16 protein-coding genes are annotated in these 21,126 nt (G+C 47.1%); all 16 read right to left on the bottom strand.

Features of this window, described 5'->3' with window-relative positions; translation table 11 throughout:
* Positions 1-1,609 precede the first annotated feature (1,609 nt).
* Complete coding sequence (locus HPT30_RS04455) at positions 1,610-2,554, bottom strand: RluA family pseudouridine synthase (RefSeq protein ID WP_175370324.1); 945 nt, start codon at positions 2,552-2,554, stop codon at positions 1,610-1,612.
* A gap of 17 nt (positions 2,555-2,571) precedes the next feature.
* Positions 2,572-3,873: a glutamate-1-semialdehyde 2,1-aminomutase gene (gene hemL, locus HPT30_RS04460; protein WP_175370278.1), complete on the bottom strand. Its 1,302-nt coding sequence runs from the start codon at positions 3,871-3,873 to the stop codon at positions 2,572-2,574.
* Positions 3,874-4,108: 235 nt separating this feature from the next.
* Positions 4,109-5,107: a porphobilinogen synthase gene (gene hemB / locus HPT30_RS04465; RefSeq protein ID WP_175370279.1), complete on the bottom strand. Its 999-nt coding sequence runs from the start codon at positions 5,105-5,107 to the stop codon at positions 4,109-4,111.
* Positions 5,108-5,899: 792 nt separating this feature from the next.
* The gene (cobA, locus tag HPT30_RS04470; RefSeq protein ID WP_175370280.1) at positions 5,900-7,459 is read right to left on the bottom strand and encodes a uroporphyrinogen-III C-methyltransferase; all 1,560 of its coding nucleotides are present in this window, start codon (positions 7,457-7,459) and stop codon (positions 5,900-5,902) included.
* Between the two features lie 6 nt (positions 7,460-7,465).
* Positions 7,466-8,443 (bottom strand): hydroxymethylbilane synthase, encoded by a 978-nt coding sequence (gene hemC / locus HPT30_RS04475; RefSeq protein ID WP_175370281.1) that lies wholly within the window; start codon positions 8,441-8,443, stop codon positions 7,466-7,468.
* A gap of 3 nt (positions 8,444-8,446) precedes the next feature.
* Positions 8,447-9,094: a precorrin-2 dehydrogenase/sirohydrochlorin ferrochelatase family protein gene (locus HPT30_RS04480; RefSeq protein WP_175370282.1), complete on the bottom strand. Its 648-nt coding sequence runs from the start codon at positions 9,092-9,094 to the stop codon at positions 8,447-8,449.
* A gap of 6 nt (positions 9,095-9,100) precedes the next feature.
* Positions 9,101-9,925, bottom strand: a complete 825-nt coding sequence (ccsA, locus tag HPT30_RS04485) for a cytochrome c biogenesis protein CcsA (protein ID WP_175370283.1) — start codon at positions 9,923-9,925, stop codon at positions 9,101-9,103.
* A 4-nt stretch (positions 9,926-9,929) separates the two neighbouring features.
* Positions 9,930-11,327 carry a glutamyl-tRNA reductase gene (gene hemA / locus HPT30_RS04490; protein ID WP_175370284.1) on the bottom strand — a complete coding sequence of 466 codons (1,398 nt, stop codon included), beginning with the start codon at positions 11,325-11,327 and terminating at the stop codon, positions 9,930-9,932.
* Positions 11,328-11,699: 372 nt separating this feature from the next.
* Positions 11,700-13,922 carry an S-layer homology domain-containing protein gene (locus HPT30_RS04495; protein WP_175370285.1) on the bottom strand — a complete coding sequence of 741 codons (2,223 nt, stop codon included), beginning with the start codon at positions 13,920-13,922 and terminating at the stop codon, positions 11,700-11,702.
* Between the two features lie 126 nt (positions 13,923-14,048).
* Positions 14,049-14,657, bottom strand: a complete 609-nt coding sequence (locus tag HPT30_RS04500; RefSeq protein ID WP_175370286.1) for a YdcF family protein — start codon at positions 14,655-14,657, stop codon at positions 14,049-14,051.
* A gap of 39 nt (positions 14,658-14,696) precedes the next feature.
* Positions 14,697-15,692, bottom strand: coding sequence for a dTDP-glucose 4,6-dehydratase (gene rfbB / locus HPT30_RS04505; RefSeq protein WP_175370287.1), 996 nt, complete (start codon positions 15,690-15,692; stop codon positions 14,697-14,699).
* A gap of 30 nt (positions 15,693-15,722) precedes the next feature.
* Positions 15,723-16,283 (bottom strand): dTDP-4-dehydrorhamnose 3,5-epimerase, encoded by a 561-nt coding sequence (rfbC, locus tag HPT30_RS04510; RefSeq protein ID WP_175370288.1) that lies wholly within the window; start codon positions 16,281-16,283, stop codon positions 15,723-15,725.
* Between the two features lie 20 nt (positions 16,284-16,303).
* A complete protein-coding gene (gene rfbA / locus HPT30_RS04515) occupies positions 16,304-17,182 on the bottom strand; it encodes a glucose-1-phosphate thymidylyltransferase RfbA (protein ID WP_175370289.1) in 879 nt (292 codons plus the stop codon).
* A gap of 23 nt (positions 17,183-17,205) precedes the next feature.
* On the bottom strand, positions 17,206-18,213 hold the full coding sequence (locus tag HPT30_RS04520) for a GDP-mannose 4,6-dehydratase (protein WP_175370325.1): 1,008 nt from the start codon (positions 18,211-18,213) through the stop codon (positions 17,206-17,208).
* Between the two features lie 31 nt (positions 18,214-18,244).
* Positions 18,245-19,600, bottom strand: a complete 1,356-nt coding sequence (locus HPT30_RS04525) for a UDP-glucose dehydrogenase family protein (RefSeq protein WP_312876293.1) — start codon at positions 19,598-19,600, stop codon at positions 18,245-18,247.
* Between the two features lie 56 nt (positions 19,601-19,656).
* Positions 19,657-21,069, bottom strand: a complete 1,413-nt coding sequence (locus HPT30_RS04530; protein ID WP_175370291.1) for a lipopolysaccharide biosynthesis protein — start codon at positions 21,067-21,069, stop codon at positions 19,657-19,659.
* Between the last annotated feature and the right edge of the window lie 57 nt (positions 21,070-21,126).

Consider the following 21,126-nt stretch of genomic DNA (forward strand, 5'->3'; position numbering starts at 1 on the left):
AGGGGCTAGGCGCGGGGGATACTCTGGGGTAACTAGTTGTGCTATAAAGGGGCTAGACGCGGGGATACTCTGGGGTAACTAGTTGTGCTAAAAAGGGGCTAGACGCGGCGATACTCTGGGGTAACTAGTTGTGCTAAAAAAGGGCTAGACGCGGGGGATGCTCTGGGGTAACTAGTTGTGCTAAAAAGGGGCTAGGCGCGGGGGATACTCTGGGGTAACTAGTTGTGCTATAAAGGGGCTAGACGTTGGGGATACTCTTGGGTAACTAGTTGTGCTATAAAGGGGCCTGACGCGGCGATACTCTGGGGTAACTAGTTGTGCTATAAAGGGGCCTGTCGTTGAGGGCTACACCGCCAAAAAAGGGCCGGAAGCTTACGTCACACTGACCACACCGGGTGTGCCAAAAAAGAATCAGACACTAGTGCTACTCTGACCGCACCGGTGTGCCAAAAAAGCCTCGCCAATACTCTCTGGTTGACCTAATATGGGTTACCTCAAAAATGAACGGTCACCTTCAAGTAGGCAGTAGAATAAACTCTCATTACAGCAGCATTGATCCTAAACGGAGACGCTCCCCTTTCGGTAGACAAATATAATCATACACCTGCTAAGCCAGGATGAGCTTTATCATCTTACATAAGCCGAACAAATGAAGTAAACAAGAGCAAAGATGAGCGAACGGGGAAGTTTGGAACTTTAGGTGTAAAGCGCTCTGCTGAAAGATTTCCATAGGAAAGCTAGCACGGGACATAGACTGTCACAGATTTCAACCAATAGAAGCGGTATGCTCCCCTTCACCAGACATCTTAACAGTAAAAAAGAGGGACCACCTCCCAACTAACGGCATTTTTGTACCTTATTTTTCTTCATTATAAGCAAATGAGGGAAATAAGGGCATTTTTGTATCTTATTTTCCGAAATAGTACGCAGTATGGGGTATTCTGGAAGATTTAAGGTACAATATTGCACTTAATCTCCTCTAACCCTCAGCTGCAGAGAATTTAAGGTACAAAAATGCCGTTAATTACACTTCGGTAATCCAAAAGGTTGATGCAGTAGAGCAGGCTCCATCTCAAACGCAGGATCTGAAGCTCAGGAATTAGTATCTTAGAAATTAACGGGAGTGGTTCCCGTTATTATTTGGAAACCCTCCATTTTCGAAAATTAACAGGAGTATTTCCAGTTGTTTAAAGACTGGTGACATCCACTTCTACTTTACCAGATTCGCATGCACGTTGAAGGCAAGTGGCTTTGGGCCTGCTTATCTCTTGAACGTCTCTTACCTATCTCTCGCCTGCACCTTGCCTGTCTTTCGCCGATCTCTTGCCTGTCTTTTGCCTGCACCTTGCCGGTCTCTTGCCCGTCTCTTGCCCGTCTCTTGCCTATCTCTTGCCTGTCTCTTGTCTGTCTCTTGCCCGTGTCCTCCCTATCCCTTGCTCCAAAAAGGAGGGCCGTCCATCACAAATAAAAACATGGCGGGTTCAGGAATCCTCCTGAGCGCCGCCATGTTCTATTTTTCGCATTATTTTTAAGCAGATGGGCTTACTTCTCGTCAAGGAATATAACTATTTTGGGACAGTCTCTTAGTATTCTTATCCTCCCAAGTGGCTTACGCCTGCCAAACATCCATCAGCAGTTCGCGCAACTCCAGCATATCCGCTGGCCATGGGTCGCTGATCGCAAGCTCTTCCCCGGTCCAGGGGTGCCGGAAGGCCAGTAGCTCCCCGTGCAGCGCCTGACGGCCTGCTAATGAGCTGCTCCCCGGCGCCGCGCTGTCCCGCTTCCAGGCAGGCCCGCCATACAGGGCATCCCCAAACAGCGGATGCCCGGCATGGCTGAGATGGATGCGAATCTGGTGCGTCCGGCCAGTCTCCAGCTGCACACGCAGCACAGTGCCTCCGTGCAGCTGTTCTCGCCCGGTAATCAGCGTTACTGCAGGCTGACCGGTTGGCGAGACCCTTCTGCGTGCCGCATGATGCCGATCGCGCCCGATTGGGTCATCGATCACCTTAAGGCCAGGCGATACCTTGCCCTCAGCGATGGCAACATAATGCCGCGAGATCAACTTGTCGCGCATGTTGCTGTCAAGGACGAGCTGGGCAAATTCATTCTTGGCATATAATACGGGACCCGTCGTGTCTTTATCCAGCCGGTGGATATGACGAACAGCAACCCCGCCCCCGGAAGCAGCATAATGCCCTGCAACCAGATGGTCCAGCGTAACCTCATTGCTGCTACCGTCAGGATGCACCGCCATGCCTGCTGGTTTGTGCACAACGAGGCAAAAATCATCCTCGAAGAGGACATCAAGAGGCTGCCACGCAGCTTCAATTCCTGCCTCACGGAAGGGAAAAAGGGCCAGCCGCAGCCGGCCCCCTTTTATCAGGATACCCTTCTCATGGCGCAGCCGCATATGCAGCTTCTGAGGCATGCCCACCGTAGTCAGTAGCCAATTGTCAATGGCGGCCTCCTTATCCTCCGCGCCTGTCAGGACCCGGCCCGGCATAGCTTCCAACCACTCCCCGCGCTTAACCCAGGAACCGCCGCCGGTAATCCCCCCGTTCACCGCTGTCACAAAGCCTTCAGGGCATTGTAATGGCACTCGATGGTGTCATCAATATCCTGCTCACTGTGCGCTGCTGATACGAACATGCCCTCAAACTGCGACGGCGCCACATTAATGCCACGAGTGAGCATTTCGCCGAAATAACGACGGAACGTGTCGAGGCTGCTAGCTTTGGCCGTGTCATAATTGACAACCGGACCTTCAGTGAAGAATGGACACACCATGGAACCTACCCGGTTGATCGTTAGCGGGATGCCGGCTTCTTCGGCATTGCGTTTCATTCCTGCTTCCAGCCTAGCCCCCATTTTCTCCAGATGATCATATACTTCCGGGGTCAACAGCTTCAGCGTGGTAAATCCTGCTGCCATGGCCAGTGGATTACCACTGAGCGTACCAGCTTGATAGATCGGTCCGGATGGAGCCATCTGCTCCATGATCTCTCTTTTGCCGCCATAAGCGCCAACTGGAAGACCGCCGCCAATGACTTTGCCGAAACAGGTCAGATCAGGTGTAATGCCGAAAAGACCTTGTGCACAGCTACGATTGACCCGGAAGCCAGTCATAACCTCATCAAAGATCAGCAACGCTCCATAGTTAGTCGTCACTTCACGCAGACCTTCCAGGAAGCCCGGCTGAGGCAAAACAACCCCCATATTACCCGCAATCGGCTCCACAATAATCGCAGCAATCTCTTCGCCAAACCGTTCAAAAGCCACTCTCACAGATTCCAGATCATTATAAGGAACGGTAATCGTATTCGCTGCCACTCCTTCCGGGACCCCAGGGCTATCTGGCAGTCCGAGTGTCGCTACACCGGAACCCGCTTTGATTAACAGACTGTCGGCGTGACCGTGGTACGAGCCTTCGAACTTCAAAATTTTACTGCGTCCGGTATAACCGCGGGCCAAACGAATGGCACTCATCGTCGCTTCTGTACCAGAGTTGACCATACGCACAATGTCTACAGACGGCACACGTTCAACTACGGTTTTAGCCATTTCTGTCTCCAATAAAGTAGGCGCACCGAAGCTGGTTCCTTTAGCCGCCGTCTCTTGCAGAGCCTGTACCACTTCAGGATGGGCATGACCCATAATCAGCGGTCCCCACGAACAGACATAGTCAATAAATGTGTTGCCGTCGATATCATAAATACGCGAACCTGCTGCACGATCAACATAGACCGGCGTCAGTCCTACCGATTTAAAAGCCCGCACAGGGCTGTTCACCCCACCGGGGATATACTGCTTCGCTTCATCAAAAGCCTTCCGGGAAGCCTCTTCCCGGCGCGCCAGTGGCACATTACCCATTCTATCTTCACTCCTGTTCATGAATATGTTTACACCCGGCAGACGCCAGATGTTCTTAGCACTTCGTTGCTTAGCATTTCATTGCTCACCCATACAGCTATTAACCATGCAGCCAGGGAGCCTAGACAAAAAGATGTTCATTGCTTCACTCGCTGCATCAGTATAGGCTATTAATCGCACAACTAGCGACTCTAGACAAGCAGATGTCCTTTGCTTGTTGCATCAGTACAGCCTTTTAACCGCGCAACCAGCGGGCGGCATCCTTTGCAAAATAAGTAATGATAATGTCCGCACCCGCGCGTTTCATACCAGTCAGCATTTCCAGCACTACGGCCTGCTCGTCAATCCAGCCTTGCTGGGCTGCTGCTTTGACCATCGAATATTCACCACTCACATTGTAAGCAACCAGCGGCAGATCGAACTGGTCACGAATCGTACGGATCACATCCAGATAAGCCAGCGCAGGTTTTACCATCAGCATATCCGCACCTTCCAGTACGTCCGAATCCGCCTCACGGATCGCTTCGCGCAAGTTGGCCGGGTCCATCTGGTAGGTTTTGCGATTACCGAACTGCGGTGCAGAGTCAGCAGCCTCGCGGAACGGGCCATAGAACGCCGAAGCATATTTGACCGAATAAGACATAATCGGCACATGCTCAAAACCGTTCTCGTCCAGCCCGGCGCGAATCGCCTGCACAAAGCCATCCATCATATTGGACGGAGCAATTATATCCGCACCAGCTTTCGCCTGGGATACCGCCGTACGAGTCAGCAGCTCCAGTGAGGCATCATTCAGCACGTCTCCATGCACCACACCATTAACAGTATGGGTATGGACCATACCGCAGTGTCCGTGGTCTGTGAATTCGCACAAACATGTATCAGCAACGACCAGCAGCTCAGGGTACCACTGCTTAATCAGACGAGTTGCCTCCTGTACAATACCATCCTCTGCGAACCCGGAAGAACCGATCGCATCCTTGGTTTCAGGAATCCCGAACAGCAGAACCGCCGGAATTCCCAGCGCTGCGATCTCATCAACCTCTTCCTTCAAAGTATCCAATGAAAAATGATAAACCCCTGGCATGGAGCTAATCTCATTTTTCACACCAGTCCCGTATGTCACAAAAATCGGCTGTATAAAGTCCAGCACATTCAATACCGTCTCGCGCACCATACCGCGAATCCCAGCGGTGCCACGCAGACGACGGTGCCGCATAATTGGAAAACTCATATCGATCCCTCCGAAATAGGTTAGTTGTGTTTTGTGTCGTGTGTTCTGTTGTGTTGTGTTTTGTTTTGTTTTGTTTCGTGTTTCGTGTTTCGTGTGTCGTGTGTCGTGTGTCGTGTGTTCTGTTGTGTGTTTTGTGCGTTATATGTTTTGTTGTGTGTTGTTTTGTGTTTTGCGTTAAAAGTTGTATGCAGAGCGCCTTAAAGTAGGCTTACTCGCTTAGTATGGTTATCCTCAACAGACTAATTTGCTAAATCACAGCTAACAAAACTAAATCACAGCCAGAGTAGCTGTATCTCATACAGAGTGGCTAAATCACAGCCAGAGTAGCTATATCACAGTCAGAGTAACTATATCTCATACAGAGTAACTATATCTCATACAGAGTAGCTATATCACAGCCAGAGTAGCTGTATCTCATCAGAGTAGCTGTATCTCATCAGAGTAGCTATATCACAACCAGAGTAACTATATCTCATACAGAGTAGCTAGATCTCAGCCAGAGTGGCTATATCTCATACAGAGTAACTAAACACAGCCAGGGTAGCTATATCTCATACAGAGTAGCTGTATCTCATACAAAGGTAGTCGGATGAAAATAAAGGCAAAAATGCACCTTATTTTTAGCTAAATCATGTACTTCTGGAGATTAAGAGCAAAAATGCACCTTAATTCACCATATTAGCAGTTCTCAAACGCCAATCTAAGAAATTAAGCGACATTTTTGCCGTTAAATGCTGAATAAGCCTAACTTCAATCAAATTAAGGTACAGATTTGCACTTATTTTCCCAAAGCTATATAGACTGAAGCTCTGTCCGAGTCTCTGCATTCCAGCGGCATAGCTCCTGCACCAGCGCTTCCAGCGTCGATTCTTCCGCCAGAAGCCCCGGGGTTAATCCAGCTTCAATCGCGGTTTTTTGGGTTAGCGGACCTATGCAGGCTACCTTAACATTTGCTAATAATGGTAGTGGGTCCTGCACACCCATCCGTTTCAGGATGGTCAGGAAATTACGTACTGTGGACGAACTGGTGAAGGTAACGGCATGTATGCGGCCTTCCTCCAGCAGCTTGAGCAGCTCATCATCGTCCTCGCCGGTGACCACCGTCTCGTACGTGTCGGCTTCCGTCACTTGTAGGCCCAGCTCCTTCAGCTTGTCCGGCAGCCAGTCGCGCGCCAGATCGCCGCGCGGCAGCAGCACCTTCTGGCCCGGCTGCAGCTCCGCGCCGAACTTCTCGACCAGCCCTTCCGCCTGGAACCGCTCCGGAAGGGCTTCGCTCACCAGGCCGCGCTGCGCCAGCGCCCTGGCCGTCGCCGGCCCCACCGCCGCAATCCGCGCGCGGTACAGCCGCCGGATGTCCGCCCCCAGCTCCTCCAGGTGGCGGAAAAAGAACTCCACGCCGTTCACACTCGTGAAGAAGACCCAATCATACGCCTCCAGCGCGCTCAGCGCTTCGGCGATGATGGCCTTCTTCTCATCGCCCTCCGGCATGATCGTCTCGATCACCGGGAACTCGTACGGCTCCCCGCCGAGTTCCTCGATGCGGTCCACCAGCTCGCTAGCCTGGCTGCGCGAGCGGGTGACCAGGATGCGCTTGCCGAACAACGGCAGCGCCTCCGCCCACATCAGCTCCTCGCGCTGCAGCACGACATCGCCAACAACAATCACCGCCGGCGGCTGAAAATCTGCCGCCCGCACCTTGGCCTCAATATCGGCCAGCGTGCCAACGAGCGTCTCCTGCTCGGCACGAGTGCCCCAGCGCACGAGGGCCACCGGTGTCTCCGGCGGGCGGCCATGTTTGATCAATTGATTGCTGATATATCCGATTTTGGCCACACCCATCAGGAAGACAAGTGTACCCGTTGCATTTGTTACTTTATCCCAATGAATGGAATGATCCAGCTTATCCGGGCTTTCATGGCCCGTGATGATCGACAGGGAAGAAGCATGATCCCGGTGCGTCACAGGAATGCCAGCGTAAGCCGGAACACTGATTGCCGAGGTAATGCCAGGGATGATCTCATAAGGAATGCCATGCTGACGCAGCAGTCCCGCTTCCTCACCCACCCGGCCAAAAATCGTCGGATCGCCGCCCTTGAGCCGCACCACCGTCTTTCCTTGTAACGCAAGATCTACCAGCAGCTGGTTGATTTCTTCCTGCTTCATCGTGTGGCGGTCAGGCAGCTTGCCTACATAGACCTTGTCTCCGCCCGGCTTCATCTTCTTCAGCAACCTTGGACTAGCCAGCCTGTCGTACACCAGCACGTCCGCTTTTTGGATACATTCGAGTCCTTTAACCGTGATCAGCTTCGCATCTCCGGGTCCTGCACCTACCAGATAGACCTTCCCCGTCATTTCCCCTCATCCCCTTGCTTCAGCCAGAATCTTCTCCGCTCCCTTAGCAATCAGCCGCTGCGCAACCTCTTTCCCAACCTGCACCGGGTCATCCCCTGTACAAGTCTCCTTCAGGATCGTCGAGCCGTCCGGTGTTCCCACCATTCCTGTCAACGATATCACGGGCCGGCCCTGATCCGCTGTGCGTTCAACAACATTTTGCTGCTCTTCCCCAAATTCGTTCAGAATGGCAAAAGCACCGATCGGCACCTGACAGCCGCCGTTCAGCACGCCGAGAAAAGTACGCTCCGCCGTCACCGTCACAGCGGTGTGAGGATCGTTATACAAGTCCAGAAGCTGCCGCAGCTCGGCATCATCCTCACGACACTCAATGCCCAGCGCGCCTTGCCCGACAGCGGGCAGACACACTTCCGGCGGCAAATACGCGCTGACCCGGTCCTGCCAGCCCATCCGCGCAAGTCCAGCCGCCGCCAAAAGGATCGCGTCATACTCCCCGCTCTCCAGCTTACGCAGCCGCGAGTCAATATTCCCGCGGACCGGCTCAATGACCAGATCCGGCCGCAGCCCCGCGAGCTGGCTTGCGCGCCGCAGGCTGCTCGTCCCGACGCGTGCGCCTGGCGGCAGACTCTCCAGGCCCGCGCCATCCCCGGTGATCAGGCAGTCGCGCGGGTCCTGGCGCTGCGGTACAGCGCCATTGATCAAGCCTTCCGGAAGCACGGCAGGCATGTCCTTCATGCTGTGCACAGCCATGTCGATTTCTTTTTCCAGCATAGCCTGTTCAATCTCTTTGACGAAGAGACCCTTGCCGCCCACCTTGGATAGTGTAACATCGAGAATTTGATCGCCTTTGGTGACGATTTTCTTCACTTCAAACGTAAATTCCAGTCCATGCTCCTCGCTCAGCCGCTCCAGATCGGCAATGACCTGCCCGGTTTGTGTCAGTGCCAGTGCACTTTGTCTGCTGCCCACAATAATCTTTCGCATTCTTTATTCCTCCCGGTTGTCGGCAATCCAGGTGTCTATGACCTCCGGACTCCACTCTATAAAGGTTCCCTGTCTCATCTGATCCAACACATCAAGCCCTTCCAGCCTGCGGAGAAGCTGCCTGCGAACCGACGAAGATGGCTCCCTGCGCTTAATCTCTCCTCGCATCCGGTACAGAAAATCCAGATAGGGCTCGTATTCATCACCCAGTAACTCCTCCAGCTGTTCCCTGATCTTTGTGACCGCTCCGGGACCCGCTCCCGATGCGGATACGGCAACGGTTAACCTCCCCCGCCGAAGAACAGCAGGTGTAATAAAAGTTCCGGCCTCCCCATGACTGACCACATTCACGGGAACCCCCTGCACTCTGGCCTCATGAGCCACTTCCCCATTCACCTGCTCATCATTGCTAGCCGCATATACGAGAAAGGCTCCGCGGGTATCACCGGGAGCATAGTGGCGGCTTAACCAGATCAAGCGACCTGTTTCAGCGAGTACGGTCAATGCCGCTGTCAATTCAGGACTGATCACCGTGACTACCGCACCGGCTTCCAGCAGACCAAGCACCCTGCGCTCCGCTACAGCTCCGCCGCCGATCACAACACAGTGTTGTCCTGAACAGTCGAGCATTATCGGCAAATAGAGTGGCATGTGATCTCACTCCCCGCCCCAGCGGTGGAAATTCGACCAGGAGTTCAGCAGGAAGTTGAGGATAATGAATCCATATCCTGAGATCGCCCAACGGGCCATCAACACTCCGCTATTCTGGCCAGACCGCTTTAATATAAGATAAGCTATGTAAATCCCCAGGCCGATCAATGTGGTCAGCACTTTTAAATCCTGAAACAACATCAGACGTCCTTCTACGACAATTGAAAGTCCTGCCATTACTAGCGAAAAGACCAGTAACGGGGTTCCAGTCAGAACCGAATAATAAGTGTATTTATCAAGCACCTCAAGGCTTGGCAGACGGCGAATTCTGTCACTCCACTTCTTGTTCTTCAAGCGGGAATGCAGGAACAAATACATGATCGCAAACGCCGTCCCCAATGTCAGTGCCGCAAAGCTCAAATTCGCCAAAATAATATGCACGGCCAGCCAGCCGTGTACCGCACTCCAGCTCTGTAGCGTATGATCCTCGGCCGTTAGCCAGACCCGGTTGAGCAGGAATACGCTAAATCCCGCCACGCTGAGCAAAAGAATCGTAAACTCCGATCTTCGTGTCAATGCTATCCCAAGTGAGGTCAACACAATACTGAACGAGAACCAGAACAAGAAATCATACGGGGTAAAAATCGGCAGCCCTCCCTCCTCAGAGAAGCGGATACCGAGGCCCGTAAGCTGAAGCAGGCCGACAACAACAAGAAGCCCTGTGCCCAGCCGTTTTTCACTCGGACTCCGCCGAAGGCAATCCGAGAAAACAAACAGCAGGCTCAAGGCATACACCAGCAGAGCGGCATCATATATTCCGTTCAACAGCATCTGCTCACCTGCCCAGCAGGCCAGCCGAAGCAAGCGTTGTTCCTGGCAGTACTACATTGGCAGCTGCGCCTGTTACTTGTTTACCATGGGCCGGATTGGTAGATGGGGAGCCTCCAGCCTGCGGGCCTTCATCGATATGATCCTGCAGCGCGAAGATTTTAGAGAAATAATCCAAGGCTTCACTTCCCTGCTTGCCCCCGGACATCTCCTTGATCACATTAATCGGATCATGCATCATCTGGTTCACGATGCTCTTCGTCAAACGGCGGATTACCTTGCGCTGATGATCATCCAGCTCCGGCAGCTTGTTGAACAAGCTCTCCATCGTCTCTTCATGAATCGCATTCGATTTATCCTGGAGCGCACGGATCACCGGACGAACACCCAGCGTCTTGAGCCAGAGCTGAAACTCGTCCATTTCCTCACCAATCATGACCTCGATCTTGGCAGCTTCGCTGCGGCGCATCTCCAGATTGTTCTCTACAATGCCCTCCAGATCGTCAATATCATACAGGAACACACCGGATACATTGGCCGCCTCGGGATCAATATCCCGCGGAACCGCAATATCAATCATGAACAGCGGCCGCGAAGGGCGGCGCTTCATGCCTTCCGCTACCTGCTGGGCCGTAAGCACATACCCTGCTGCCCCCGTAGAGCTGATCACAATATCCACCTCATCGAGATGCTTCAGCGCGTCCTCAATCGTGCTCGGCTTGCCAGAGAACTTCTCGGCCAGTTCTGCCGCCCGCGACAGTGTGCGGTTAGCTACAATCACCTCGGCAGCACCGCTGCTATAGAGGTGCTTCACGGTTAGTTCGCTCATTTTGCCGGCGCCAAGAATGAGTACTCTTTTACCAGTGAACATGCCAAAAATACGCTTGCCCAGCTCCACAGCCGCATAACTGACCGACACTGCGCTCTCGCCGATCGAAGTCTCACTATGAGCCCGCTTGCCGAGCGTAACCGCCTGCTTGAACAGCTTATTGAACCACGTTCCAGTAGCCCCTTCCGCCTGTGCAGTCAAAAAAGCGCTGCGCACCTGTCCCAGGATTTGCGTCTCGCCAATCACCATTGAATCCAGACCGCAAGTCACACGGAACAAATGTGCCATCGCCTGCTCGTCTTCATATATATACATATGCTGCGTAAATTGCTCACTTCTTACCCCGAACCACTGTTCCATGAAGCCGCGGATGAAATATCCGCACATTTGGAGACGGTCCACGACCACGTATATCTCAGTCCGGTTGCAGGTGGCAACTACGACACCCTCCAGAACACTCTTCGTTCCCATTAATTGGTGAAGCGCTTCCGGTAAGTCTTGTTCCGCAAAAGCGAACTGCTCCCTCACCTCTACGGGCGCCGTACGATAATTCAGTCCAACGACGACGATGTGCATCGCAAGTTCACCATCCTAGTCTCATTTATTGCTGTAATTACTGCTGCATCACGATCTCATACTTATATCTGAATGACAACTCTTTCACATCATCATCAAACGCTGTGTTAAGTATATCACACGAAATTACGACTTTTTACATATTTTTTGAACGGTTTATGAACTCCAGATAATAATTATTATAAATAAAAATCAATGGAAACTCCATGGTTAGGATGGGGAAAATTTGTTTTTTTATTAGTGATTCACCAAACTGCCTCAAACTAATCTGTCTAACAAATTTCTGCAAAAAAACGGCGAAACAGAAGTTGCTTGCTTCTGTCCGCCGCTTGCCATAAGCCGGAACTTAGATATTAAGAAATGAGGTTCCGATTATTCTTTGGCCTCTTCCGGTGTATATACTACCGTTTTTTCAACCGTTGTAAACTTACCGTATTTGTTAGTAACCTTGAAGATAAAGCTGTTACTGCCTTCCTTAAGCGTGACCATCTTGTTGAAAGAGCCATAGCTGCCTACCAGTTGATCATTAAGATAAATTTTCGGAGAGCTGTCATTGGCATCTGTAGTATTACCGCTTAACGTAATCTGTCCATTACTGGTCGTCTCAGGAATGTAGTCTAATTGAAGCTCTGGCGCAGCAATTGTGAATACTACAATCTTTTTGATCGTTGCTGAGCTTTTGCCAAGATTATTTGTTGCCTTGAAGGTAAACACATTCTCGCCTTCCTTAAGCGTAACTGTCTTGTTGAAGGAGCCGTAGCTGCCTACCAGTTGATCATTCATATAGATCTTCGGAGAACTGTCATTCTTATCTGTTGCCGTCCCGCTCAGGGTGATGGTGGCATCATTGCTGGTTTCCGGTACCAAATCCAGAACAAGCTCCGGTCCGCCCACAGAGAAGATAATCTTTTTGGTAATCGTTTCTGAGATTTTGCCAAGACTATTCGTTGCCTTGAAGATAAACACGTTCTCGCCTTCCTTAAGCGTAACTGTCTTGTTGAAGGAGCCGTAGCTGCCTACCAGTTGATCATTCATATAGATCTTCGGAGAGCTGTCATTGTTATCTGTCGCCGTCCCGCTCAGGGTGATGGTAGCATCATTGCTGGTTTCTGGTACCAGATCCAGAACAAGCTGCGGTCGGTACGACAAGAAGGTAATCTTCTTGGTGATCGTTGGCGAGCTTTTGTCAATATTATTCGTTGCCTTAAAGGTAAACACATTCTCGCCTTCGTTAAGCGTAACTGTCTTGTTGAAGGAACCGTAGCTGCCTACCAGCTGGTCATTCATATAGATCTTCGGGGAATTGTCGTTCTTATCCGTTGCCGTACCGCTAAGCGTAATGGTGTTTTTATTCGTCTTTTCAGGAGTAGCATCAATTACCAGATTCGGTCCAGCCAGTGAGAACGTGATTTGCTTCTCCACCACTGCTGTTTTACCGTACTTATTCTTGGCAGTCACAACGATCTTGTTGACTCCTTCTTTCAGGAGAATATCCGCACTCCACTCACCGTTATAAGACACATGTACACCCTTATCGTTGATCCATACTGTCGCAGGCGAATCACTACTGTCTCTAACCGTACCGCTGATTTTCGCGGATGGCTGATTGGTCGTATCAGGCGCTTGAACGGTCAGCTTCGGTCCCGTTGTCTCGAAGGTAACCTGTTTCTTTACGATTTTGGAGCGTCCGTTAGGGAGTACAGCCTTGAACACAAACTCGTATACTTTCTCCCCTTCATCCAAACTGTAGGCTTCCGCAAAAGAACCGTTGTTGTTCTCCACTTCATCCTCATTAATGTACACCTTGGCGTCCGCATTGACTTTGCCCGTAATCTTGATCGTCGCTTCGGATACGTTAGCAGGCACCTGAACATCCAATTGTACATCTTTGCTCGCATTGGTGTAAGAGGACTTCAGCACCCGATACAGCAGCGTAGCCACAGAGGCTCTATTAATTGGAGCGTTCGGCTTGAAGCTTCCATCCGGGAAGCCTTGAATCAGCTTCTTGTCCACAGCTACGGCAACCTCTTGGGCAAGCTGCGGAGAAATATCACCATAGTCATTGAACTTCCAGCGCAGTGCGCTGTCCGCTTCCACACCTTCAGTAGCCAGTCCCATAGCCCGCACTAGCGCTACCGCCACATCTTCACGGGTAGCCTTCGCTTGCGGATCAAAGAACGGCTTGCCCTTCATAGGGAAGTAACCTGTCAGGTAGTCCTTGGAGGACTCCACATATTTATAGGCCCAGGAAGAGGGGGACACATCAGAGAACGTCTGCTCCTCAGCTTCCACCAAATCCAGACCAAACGTCAACGTAATCAGCTTCGCCAGCTGCTCACGTGTAATCGGCGCTTCAGGCTTAAACGTACCATCCGGGTTCCCGGTAATAATTCCCTGACTAGCCATACTCTCAATCGCTTCATTCGCCCAGTATGTAGTCTTCACATCAACAAAAACATATGAGCTGCTCTGCTGCACAACCGTAGCTGCATTAGCAACCCCGCCAAACAACAGACTGAGCAGCATCAACCAGACTGCCGCATAACGAATACTTTTCCCCTTCACTACCCCATCGCCTCCACTATCTTCATCCATTGTTCTTCTACTCTCAGTATCTATCATCTATCAAGAGCAGAGAAGGATTTCCAAGGAATTATTATACAGGAAGTGGGTCATATGTAATAGGTGTAAGGACACAAAAGACCCGATCCCGGAGAAATCTCACCGAAACCAGGCCTTGATCTGATTAAGCACATCCTTCGCTTCTGGACCGTTATATCCAAAGGCATTCCCGATCATCTTCACATATTCATTAAATGTCGTCTCACGACTGTAGCGATCTCCCCACCAACGCCTGGCGTGGTAACCAGAATCGGAGCCGATATACGTAAGCTCAATTCCCGACTTCTTATACACACGATCAAAAAGGATCTTCACTCTCCGCATGTGAAAGTCAGAGGAAACCACAATCGCAGAGGTAAAACCGTGCTCCTTCATTATGGGAAGGGTGAACTCGGCGTTCTGGTATGTGCTTCTCGCTTCGTTCTCGGTTAGAATGGCTTCTTGCGGAATACCTAAGGCTAGAGCATTCTTAAACATATCACCGGCGGCGCTGGCTGATTCTTTGGCGTTTGACAGAATCATGTATGGGGCATAGCCTGCCTTGTATAACCTGGCTGCCTCCTCCAGCCGGCCGGAGCCACCACTGAGGACGACGATGACCTCGGTTTGTTTGGCTGGTTGGGTGAGGGTTAGAAAGCGGCCGGCGGTTAGGAAGGCTGTGAGCAGCAACAACAGAGACAAGTATGCAAGTACTCTTCTTTTGGACAACCTGCCTCTGTTTGTCTTATTAGCTCTTTTTTTCATATATTATTTGTTAGCTTCATTTCGAAGGATTTGTTCCCACCAATCAGTATTATCAATGTACCATTGGATAGTCTGCGCAATTCCTGTTTCAAACGTATAGGTTGGCTGCCAACCCAATTGTTCCAGTTTCGTAGGGTCAATGGCATAACGTTTATCATGTCCCAACCGATCTGTTACGAACTCTATTAAGTCCTCGGATTTTCCTAGAGTGTTTATGATAGTTTTAACAACCTCAAGGTTGGTGCGCTCATTATGTCCACCTACATTATAGACTTCCCCTTCTACACCCTGGTGCAACACAAGATCAATGGCAGCACAGTGATCCCATACATGGAGCCAATCACGAATATTTTTACCGTCTCCATATACCGGAACCTTCTCATCATTCAGCAACTTAGAAATCGTCAACGGAATTAGCTTCTCGGGAAAATGATACGGCCCATAATTATTGGAACAACGAGTAATATTCATAGGAAATCCGTAGGTTTCATAGTAAGCGCGAACTAGTAAATCAGATGCTGCCTTGCTTGCACTGTACGGACTGTTTGGCTGCAAGGGAGTGTCCTCGGTGAAAAATGATGTCGGATCAAAGTCCAACTCTCCGTATACTTCATCTGTGGACACATGAACGAATTTAGTAATTCCAAACTTCCTGGCCGCATCCAGCAACACCTGTGTCCCCATTACATTCGTTCGCACAAAAACTGCAGGGTCAGTGATAGAACGATCAACATGGCTTTCTGCAGCAAAATGTACAACATAAGAAAACTTCTCTTGCTCAAAAAGATTCGAAATTAATTCCCGCTCTGCAATATCTGCTTGTACAAACCGATAATTTGCTTTGCTCTCCATTTGGTGATGCTTCGTTAAATCCCCTGCGTAGGTTAGCAAGTCCAGATTCACAATATCATAATTCGGATACTTATCAACCATATATTGAACGAAGTTGCCACCGATAAATCCGGCACCACCTGTAACCAGCACTTTTGGTTTACTCATTAAATGCACCTCAGATCTATACTATAAATATTAAAGTTCATATGTGAAATTCAAATTAGCATCTTTTAACAAAGGAGCCTTCTCATCTTTAGCAGAGAGAACCGGTGTAACTTCAATAGGCCATTCGATGCCGATAGCAGGGTCATTCCACAGAATGCCACCATCACATTCCGGGGCATATAACTCATCGCATTTATATTGAACTTCAACATCCTCAGTCAACGTCATAAATCCATGGGCAAACCCTTTAGGAATCAGTAATTGCTTCTTATTCTCCGCACTGAGTTCAATTCCAAACCATTTGCTATAAGTTGGACTTCCCTTACGAATGTCTACAACTACATCAAAAATAACACCCCGTGTACAACGTACCAGCTTCGTCTGTGCTTTAGGATGTAATTGATAGTGCAAACCGCGTAGTGTACCCTTAGTCGCAGAGTAGGATTGGTTATCTTGTACAAAATCCAGTTCAATACCATGCTCTTTAAATTTTGCAGTACTATAGGTTTCCGTAAACCACCCTCGGTGATCTCCGAATACGGTCGGTTCGACGACCATTACCCCTTGTAAAAAAGTCTCAGTTATTTTCATAGCCACCACACTTTCTGTTGTTAGTATTGTATCTTACCCGTTGCGACTTTCATCAAGTACTGACCATAACCAGTCTTACTCAATTTCTCCCCGCAATCCCACAAATGCTCTTTCGTAATCCATCCGTTAATATAGGCAATTTCTTCAGGAGCCGCTATCTTGATTCCTTGATGATCCTCAATAGTCCGCACAAAGTTAGTAGCATCGACCAGACTTTGATGAGTTCCTGTATCCAACCATGTGAAGCCACGTCCCAATAGTTCTACATCAAGCTCACCAAGATTTAAATATGCCTCATTTATTGAAGTAATCTCCAATTCCCCACGTGAAGAGACCTTAACATTCTTAGCAATCTCAATAACTCTATTATCATAAAAATATAGACCAGTAATTGCGTAGTTAGACTTCGGTTGAGCCGGTTTTTCTTCTACGCTCAGCACCTTGCCCTCTTCATTAAATTCTACAACTCCGAACCGTTCTGGATCTTGCACATGATAGCCGAATACTGTAGCCCCATGTATTTTAGAAGAAGCACGCTGCAATATCTTCCGCATTCCATTTCCATAGTAGATATTATCTCCAAGAATCATGGCAACCGAATCATCACCAATAAAACTCTCACCTAAAATAAAAGCCTGAGCTAAGCCGTCAGGACTTGGTTGTACTATGTATTGTAAGGAGATGCCGAATTGAGATCCGTCACCTAAAAGACTTTCGAATCTCGGCGTATCTTCTGGGGTAGAGATAATGAGAATGTCTTTTATACCTGCGAGCATTAAAGTGGATAGCGGATAATAGATCATTGGTTTGTCGTAAACAGGAAGCAGTTGTTTACTCGTAACCATGGTTAATGGATATAGGCGAGTGCCGCTACCGCCGGCTAGGATGATGCCTTTCATGTTAATCTCATCTCTTTCTATTATTAAATTTTATAATATTCCACATACCAATCAGTAAATTTCTGCAACCCTTCCTCTATGGAAGTCTTCGGCTTAAATCCTACAGCTTGTTGTAATAAGGCTGTAGAAGCATACGTAGCAGGTACATCTCCTGGTTTAATTGGCTCAAATACTTTATTAAACGTCACCGTTCTACCAATAGACTTACTTAAACACTTCTCTAGTGTTTCAATAAACACCATCAACTTCTCAGGACTGTTATTTCCGATATTGAAGACCTTATGGGGAACTGTATCCGAAGGTGCTTTACTTAAAAGCCTCTCGATACCCTCAATAATGTCGTCTACGTATGTAAAGTCTCGATACAGATCATTCTGAAAATCACCGTTATTAAATATCTTAATAGATTCACCAGCAAAATATTTCTGAGTAAATCCGAAATAAGCCATATCCGGTCGACCCAGTGGTCCATAAACAGTGAAGAAGCGTAGACCAGTAGCCGGTATCTTGTAAAGATGGCTATAGGTATGCGCCATTAATTCATTCGACTTTTTGGTAGCTGCATAGAGTGATTCCGGGTGATCTACAACATCTGATTCTTCAAATGGTACCTTTTTGTTAGAACCATAAACAGAACTAGATGAAGCATATACGAGATGATCAACAGGGTAATTTCTACACGCTTCAAGAATGTTATAAAAACCAATAATATTGCTCTGAATATAAACATCGGGATTCTCTATGGAGTATCGCACCCCCGCTTGAGCTGCTAGATTCACAACTATGCTCGGCCTATAATCTTCAAAGACCTTTGTAATCATATCTTTATCTGATATGTCAGCTTTAAAAAATTCATATCGGCTAAAGGATTGAAGTTGCTCTAATCGGTAATGTTTGAGTTTAATATCATAATAATCATTAATATTATCAACGCCAATCACCCGACAGCCTTGCTCCAATAACCTTTTCGATAAGTAAAATCCGATAAAGCCTGCTGCTCCAGTAATTAGATATGTTTTCGAGGTATCCATAGGTAGATCGTTCAACAAGCTATCTCCTCCATTATCTTCCGATTGAATAATACTCCACGCCAGCTTCCCTCATATCTTGAACCCCATACAAATTTCTACCGTCATATACCAGCGGTGTTCTCATTAGTTCTTTATAAACTTCCGGCGTTGTTTCTCGAATCTCTCCCCACTCGGTAAAAATAAAGCACACATTAGCACCTTCAAGAGCTTCTTTTATGTTTTCAACATATTTGATGCTTCCATTGCCGTTGCGACCTTCTGGATATTTCTTAGAAAAGTTAGATTTTCCTACAGGATCAAAAGCATAGATTTCTGCACCATGATCTAGCAATAAAGGAACATTCTCAAGAGAAGCTGCTTCTCTTAAATCATCGGTCCCAGGCTTAAACGTCAACCCTAACACCGCTACCTTTAGACCATTAAATGTAATAAGTCTTTTGGATGCTTTCCTATAGAGAACTATCTTTTGGTCGGTATTTACATCAATAGCTGCCTTAACTGTTTTTAGCTCATAACCATTTTGTCTAGCCAAGTATTCCAGTGCCTTGGTATCCTTAGGGAAACAGCTGCCTCCGTAACCAATACCTGCATTTAAGAACTTGCTTCCGATTCGTTCATCAAAGGACATCCCTCTAGCTACATCGCCAATATCTGCTCCTACCAATTCACAAAGATTTGCAATATCGTTCATATAAGAAATTTTAAGAGCAAGGAAATCATTTGAAGCATACTTAATCATCTCCGCGGATCTTCTTTGGACAGATACAATCGGAATGTTGAACGGCTCATAGATCTTCATAAGGATATCTTCGGCCCATTTGCTTTCAGTTCCAATAATGATTCTTGCTGCTTGGAGAGTATCTCTAACTGCGGTACCTTGTGCTAAGAACTCTGGATTAGATGCTACTTCAACTCTGATGTTTCTTCCTACTCCATCACCGTTACCAGTAAGTTTTTCTCCTTCACGAGGTAAAAAATCATGAATAAACTGCTCTACCTTATCATTTGTTCCTACTGGAACAGTAGATTTAACAACAACAAGGCAATCTTTTTCTATAGTTTCTGCTATTTGTCTTGCTACTGTAGCTATGTATGAAAGATTAGCAGATCCATCAGGCTGCTCTGGGGTTCCAACACCTATAAAAATTGCATCTGCCTCATGATATGCCGATTTATAATCAGTTGTATATTCAAGTCGACCTGCTGCATAGTTTTTTTGCATGAGTTCTTCTAAACCGGCTTCGTAGATTGGTGAAATACCGGATTTCATAAGTTCAACTTTGTTTTCATCAATATCCACGCAAGTTACTTGATGGCCTACCTCGGCGAAACAAACGCCGGCCACAAGGCCGACGTAGCCAGTTCCTGCTACTGCTATTTTAGCCACTTTAATCCTCACTTCTTTCATTGGAAATCTAGAACTGAACAAGGGAATAATAGTATTTAAGGTGTTTTACGAAAATGTTTTATCAACATATTTAACACTTCTTTTATAAGTGCTCTGTTAATAAAAGCTGAATAAGATAAAATTATTAGAAAAGCAATCATATGTAATAACTGATTCATTTGATAATATGAAATAAACAAAAACACTAGCATAAGTAAATTTGTTAATAATAAACTCTTTTCAAACCTAATATTAACGTATCTCTTAATATCAAAGTAGCGATAAATCATCATGCATCCGTACGCTATAACGGAGGATATAGATGCAGCATACAATCCAATACCCCTAACCATTATAATAAGAGCAAGAATATTAATTATTCCTGCAAAAGCAGCTGTCTTTGCCATTTTTTTAGTCATTTTTAGAGCAATATAAACCACACTATACGAGGCAAGCAACATATTTAATAGGGCTGCCAACATATATATTGGTATTTGATAATATGCTGATTCAAATTTTTCATTAATCAAAAAAGGGAACAAAAACGGCATGACTGCTATAATACAAAAGCAAACTGATGTAAATAATCTTAAAACTGTAGAAATAGTATTGGAAAAAAACTCATCTCTATCCTTATCTCGGATGTGGAGAGTAGCCGATTCCATCCAAGTTAAATTAAATATATTATAAAAAGATATATAAATTGAAGAAAACTTACTCGATACTGCAAGTATTCCATTAGCAGCTACTCCTAAGAAAATTGAAACAACGATTCTATCAGAAGCATTAAGTATCCACCAGGATAAAGAATTAGGTATTAAAGGGAAAGAATATTGTAATAGTTCTCTTACTTTCTTTATTTTCACACTCCTTAATTCAATATAGGAGTACACTTTTTTCCTAAAAAAAATAAAACTGATACAGAATAAATTGGCTAAAAAAATCGCCTGGAACATCCCAACCGCACCAAGTTTTAATACAACAATAAATAAAATATTTAATAACATGGTTGAAAGGGCTGTTATAAAACTTCCCAATGCATAAGTCTTATTATCACCAAGTCCTCTAGCAAGTTGAAGCATTATTTCAGAAAAAATATAAACAATAACATTTGTAAAGAGAAAGTACTTATACTCATTATGAATAAAATTTTGAACAATAAAGAAAATAATGGAGTAAAGGCTAATTTGAAAAATTGCAAATCCAATAACAGTTGAAATTAATATTTTTTTTTCATATTCATTATCTCTTGCATCAATTAAATTTCTAAACAACGCCTGCTCCATCTGAAAAGTTATGAGTGGAATGAGTAGCATAATATAAGTACTAAATAGATCTACTATTCCATATTCTTCAGCAGACAATAATGCAGTATATAGAGGAAACAAAAAAAAACTCATAAACTGCGTACAAATTTTACCTAATGCAATAATAGCCGTATTTTTTGCAAGCTGCTTACTTCTACTCATTAATTCCATCACTCACTTTGCATAGTACACAAATTTAAATTGATTTTGATTATATCC

The sequence above is a fragment of the Paenibacillus agri genome (assembly GCF_013359945.1).
Taxonomy (GTDB): Bacteria; Bacillota; Bacilli; order Paenibacillales; family Paenibacillaceae; genus Paenibacillus_AQ; species Paenibacillus_AQ agri.

Bases quoted from the DNA above. Each gene is read 5' to 3' on its own strand.
- hemL (WP_175370278.1), bottom strand. From the start codon at position 3,873: ATGGGTAATGTGCCACTGGCGCGCCGGGAAGAGGCTTCCCGGAAGGCT.
- hemB (WP_175370279.1), bottom strand. From the start codon at position 5,107: ATGAGTTTTCCAATTATGCGGCACCGTCGTCTGCGTGGCACCGCTGGG.
- cobA (WP_175370280.1), bottom strand. From the start codon at position 7,459: ATGACGGGGAAGGTCTATCTGGTAGGTGCAGGACCCGGAGATGCGAAG.
- hemC (WP_175370281.1), bottom strand. From the start codon at position 8,443: ATGCGAAAGATTATTGTGGGCAGCAGACAAAGTGCACTGGCACTGACA.
- HPT30_RS04480 (WP_175370282.1), bottom strand. From the start codon at position 9,094: ATGCCACTCTATTTGCCGATAATGCTCGACTGTTCAGGACAACACTGT.
- ccsA (WP_175370283.1), bottom strand. From the start codon at position 9,925: ATGCTGTTGAACGGAATATATGATGCCGCTCTGCTGGTGTATGCCTTG.
- hemA (WP_175370284.1), bottom strand. From the start codon at position 11,327: ATGCACATCGTCGTCGTTGGACTGAATTATCGTACGGCGCCCGTAGAG.
- HPT30_RS04495 (WP_175370285.1), bottom strand. From the start codon at position 13,922: ATGGATGAAGATAGTGGAGGCGATGGGGTAGTGAAGGGGAAAAGTATT.
- rfbB (WP_175370287.1), bottom strand. From the start codon at position 15,692: ATGAGTAAACCAAAAGTGCTGGTTACAGGTGGTGCCGGATTTATCGGT.
- rfbC (WP_175370288.1), bottom strand. From the start codon at position 16,283: ATGAAAATAACTGAGACTTTTTTACAAGGGGTAATGGTCGTCGAACCG.
- rfbA (WP_175370289.1), bottom strand. From the start codon at position 17,182: ATGAAAGGCATCATCCTAGCCGGCGGTAGCGGCACTCGCCTATATCCA.
- HPT30_RS04520 (WP_175370325.1), bottom strand. From the start codon at position 18,213: ATGGATACCTCGAAAACATATCTAATTACTGGAGCAGCAGGCTTTATC.
- HPT30_RS04530 (WP_175370291.1), bottom strand. From the start codon at position 21,069: ATGAGTAGAAGTAAGCAGCTTGCAAAAAATACGGCTATTATTGCATTA.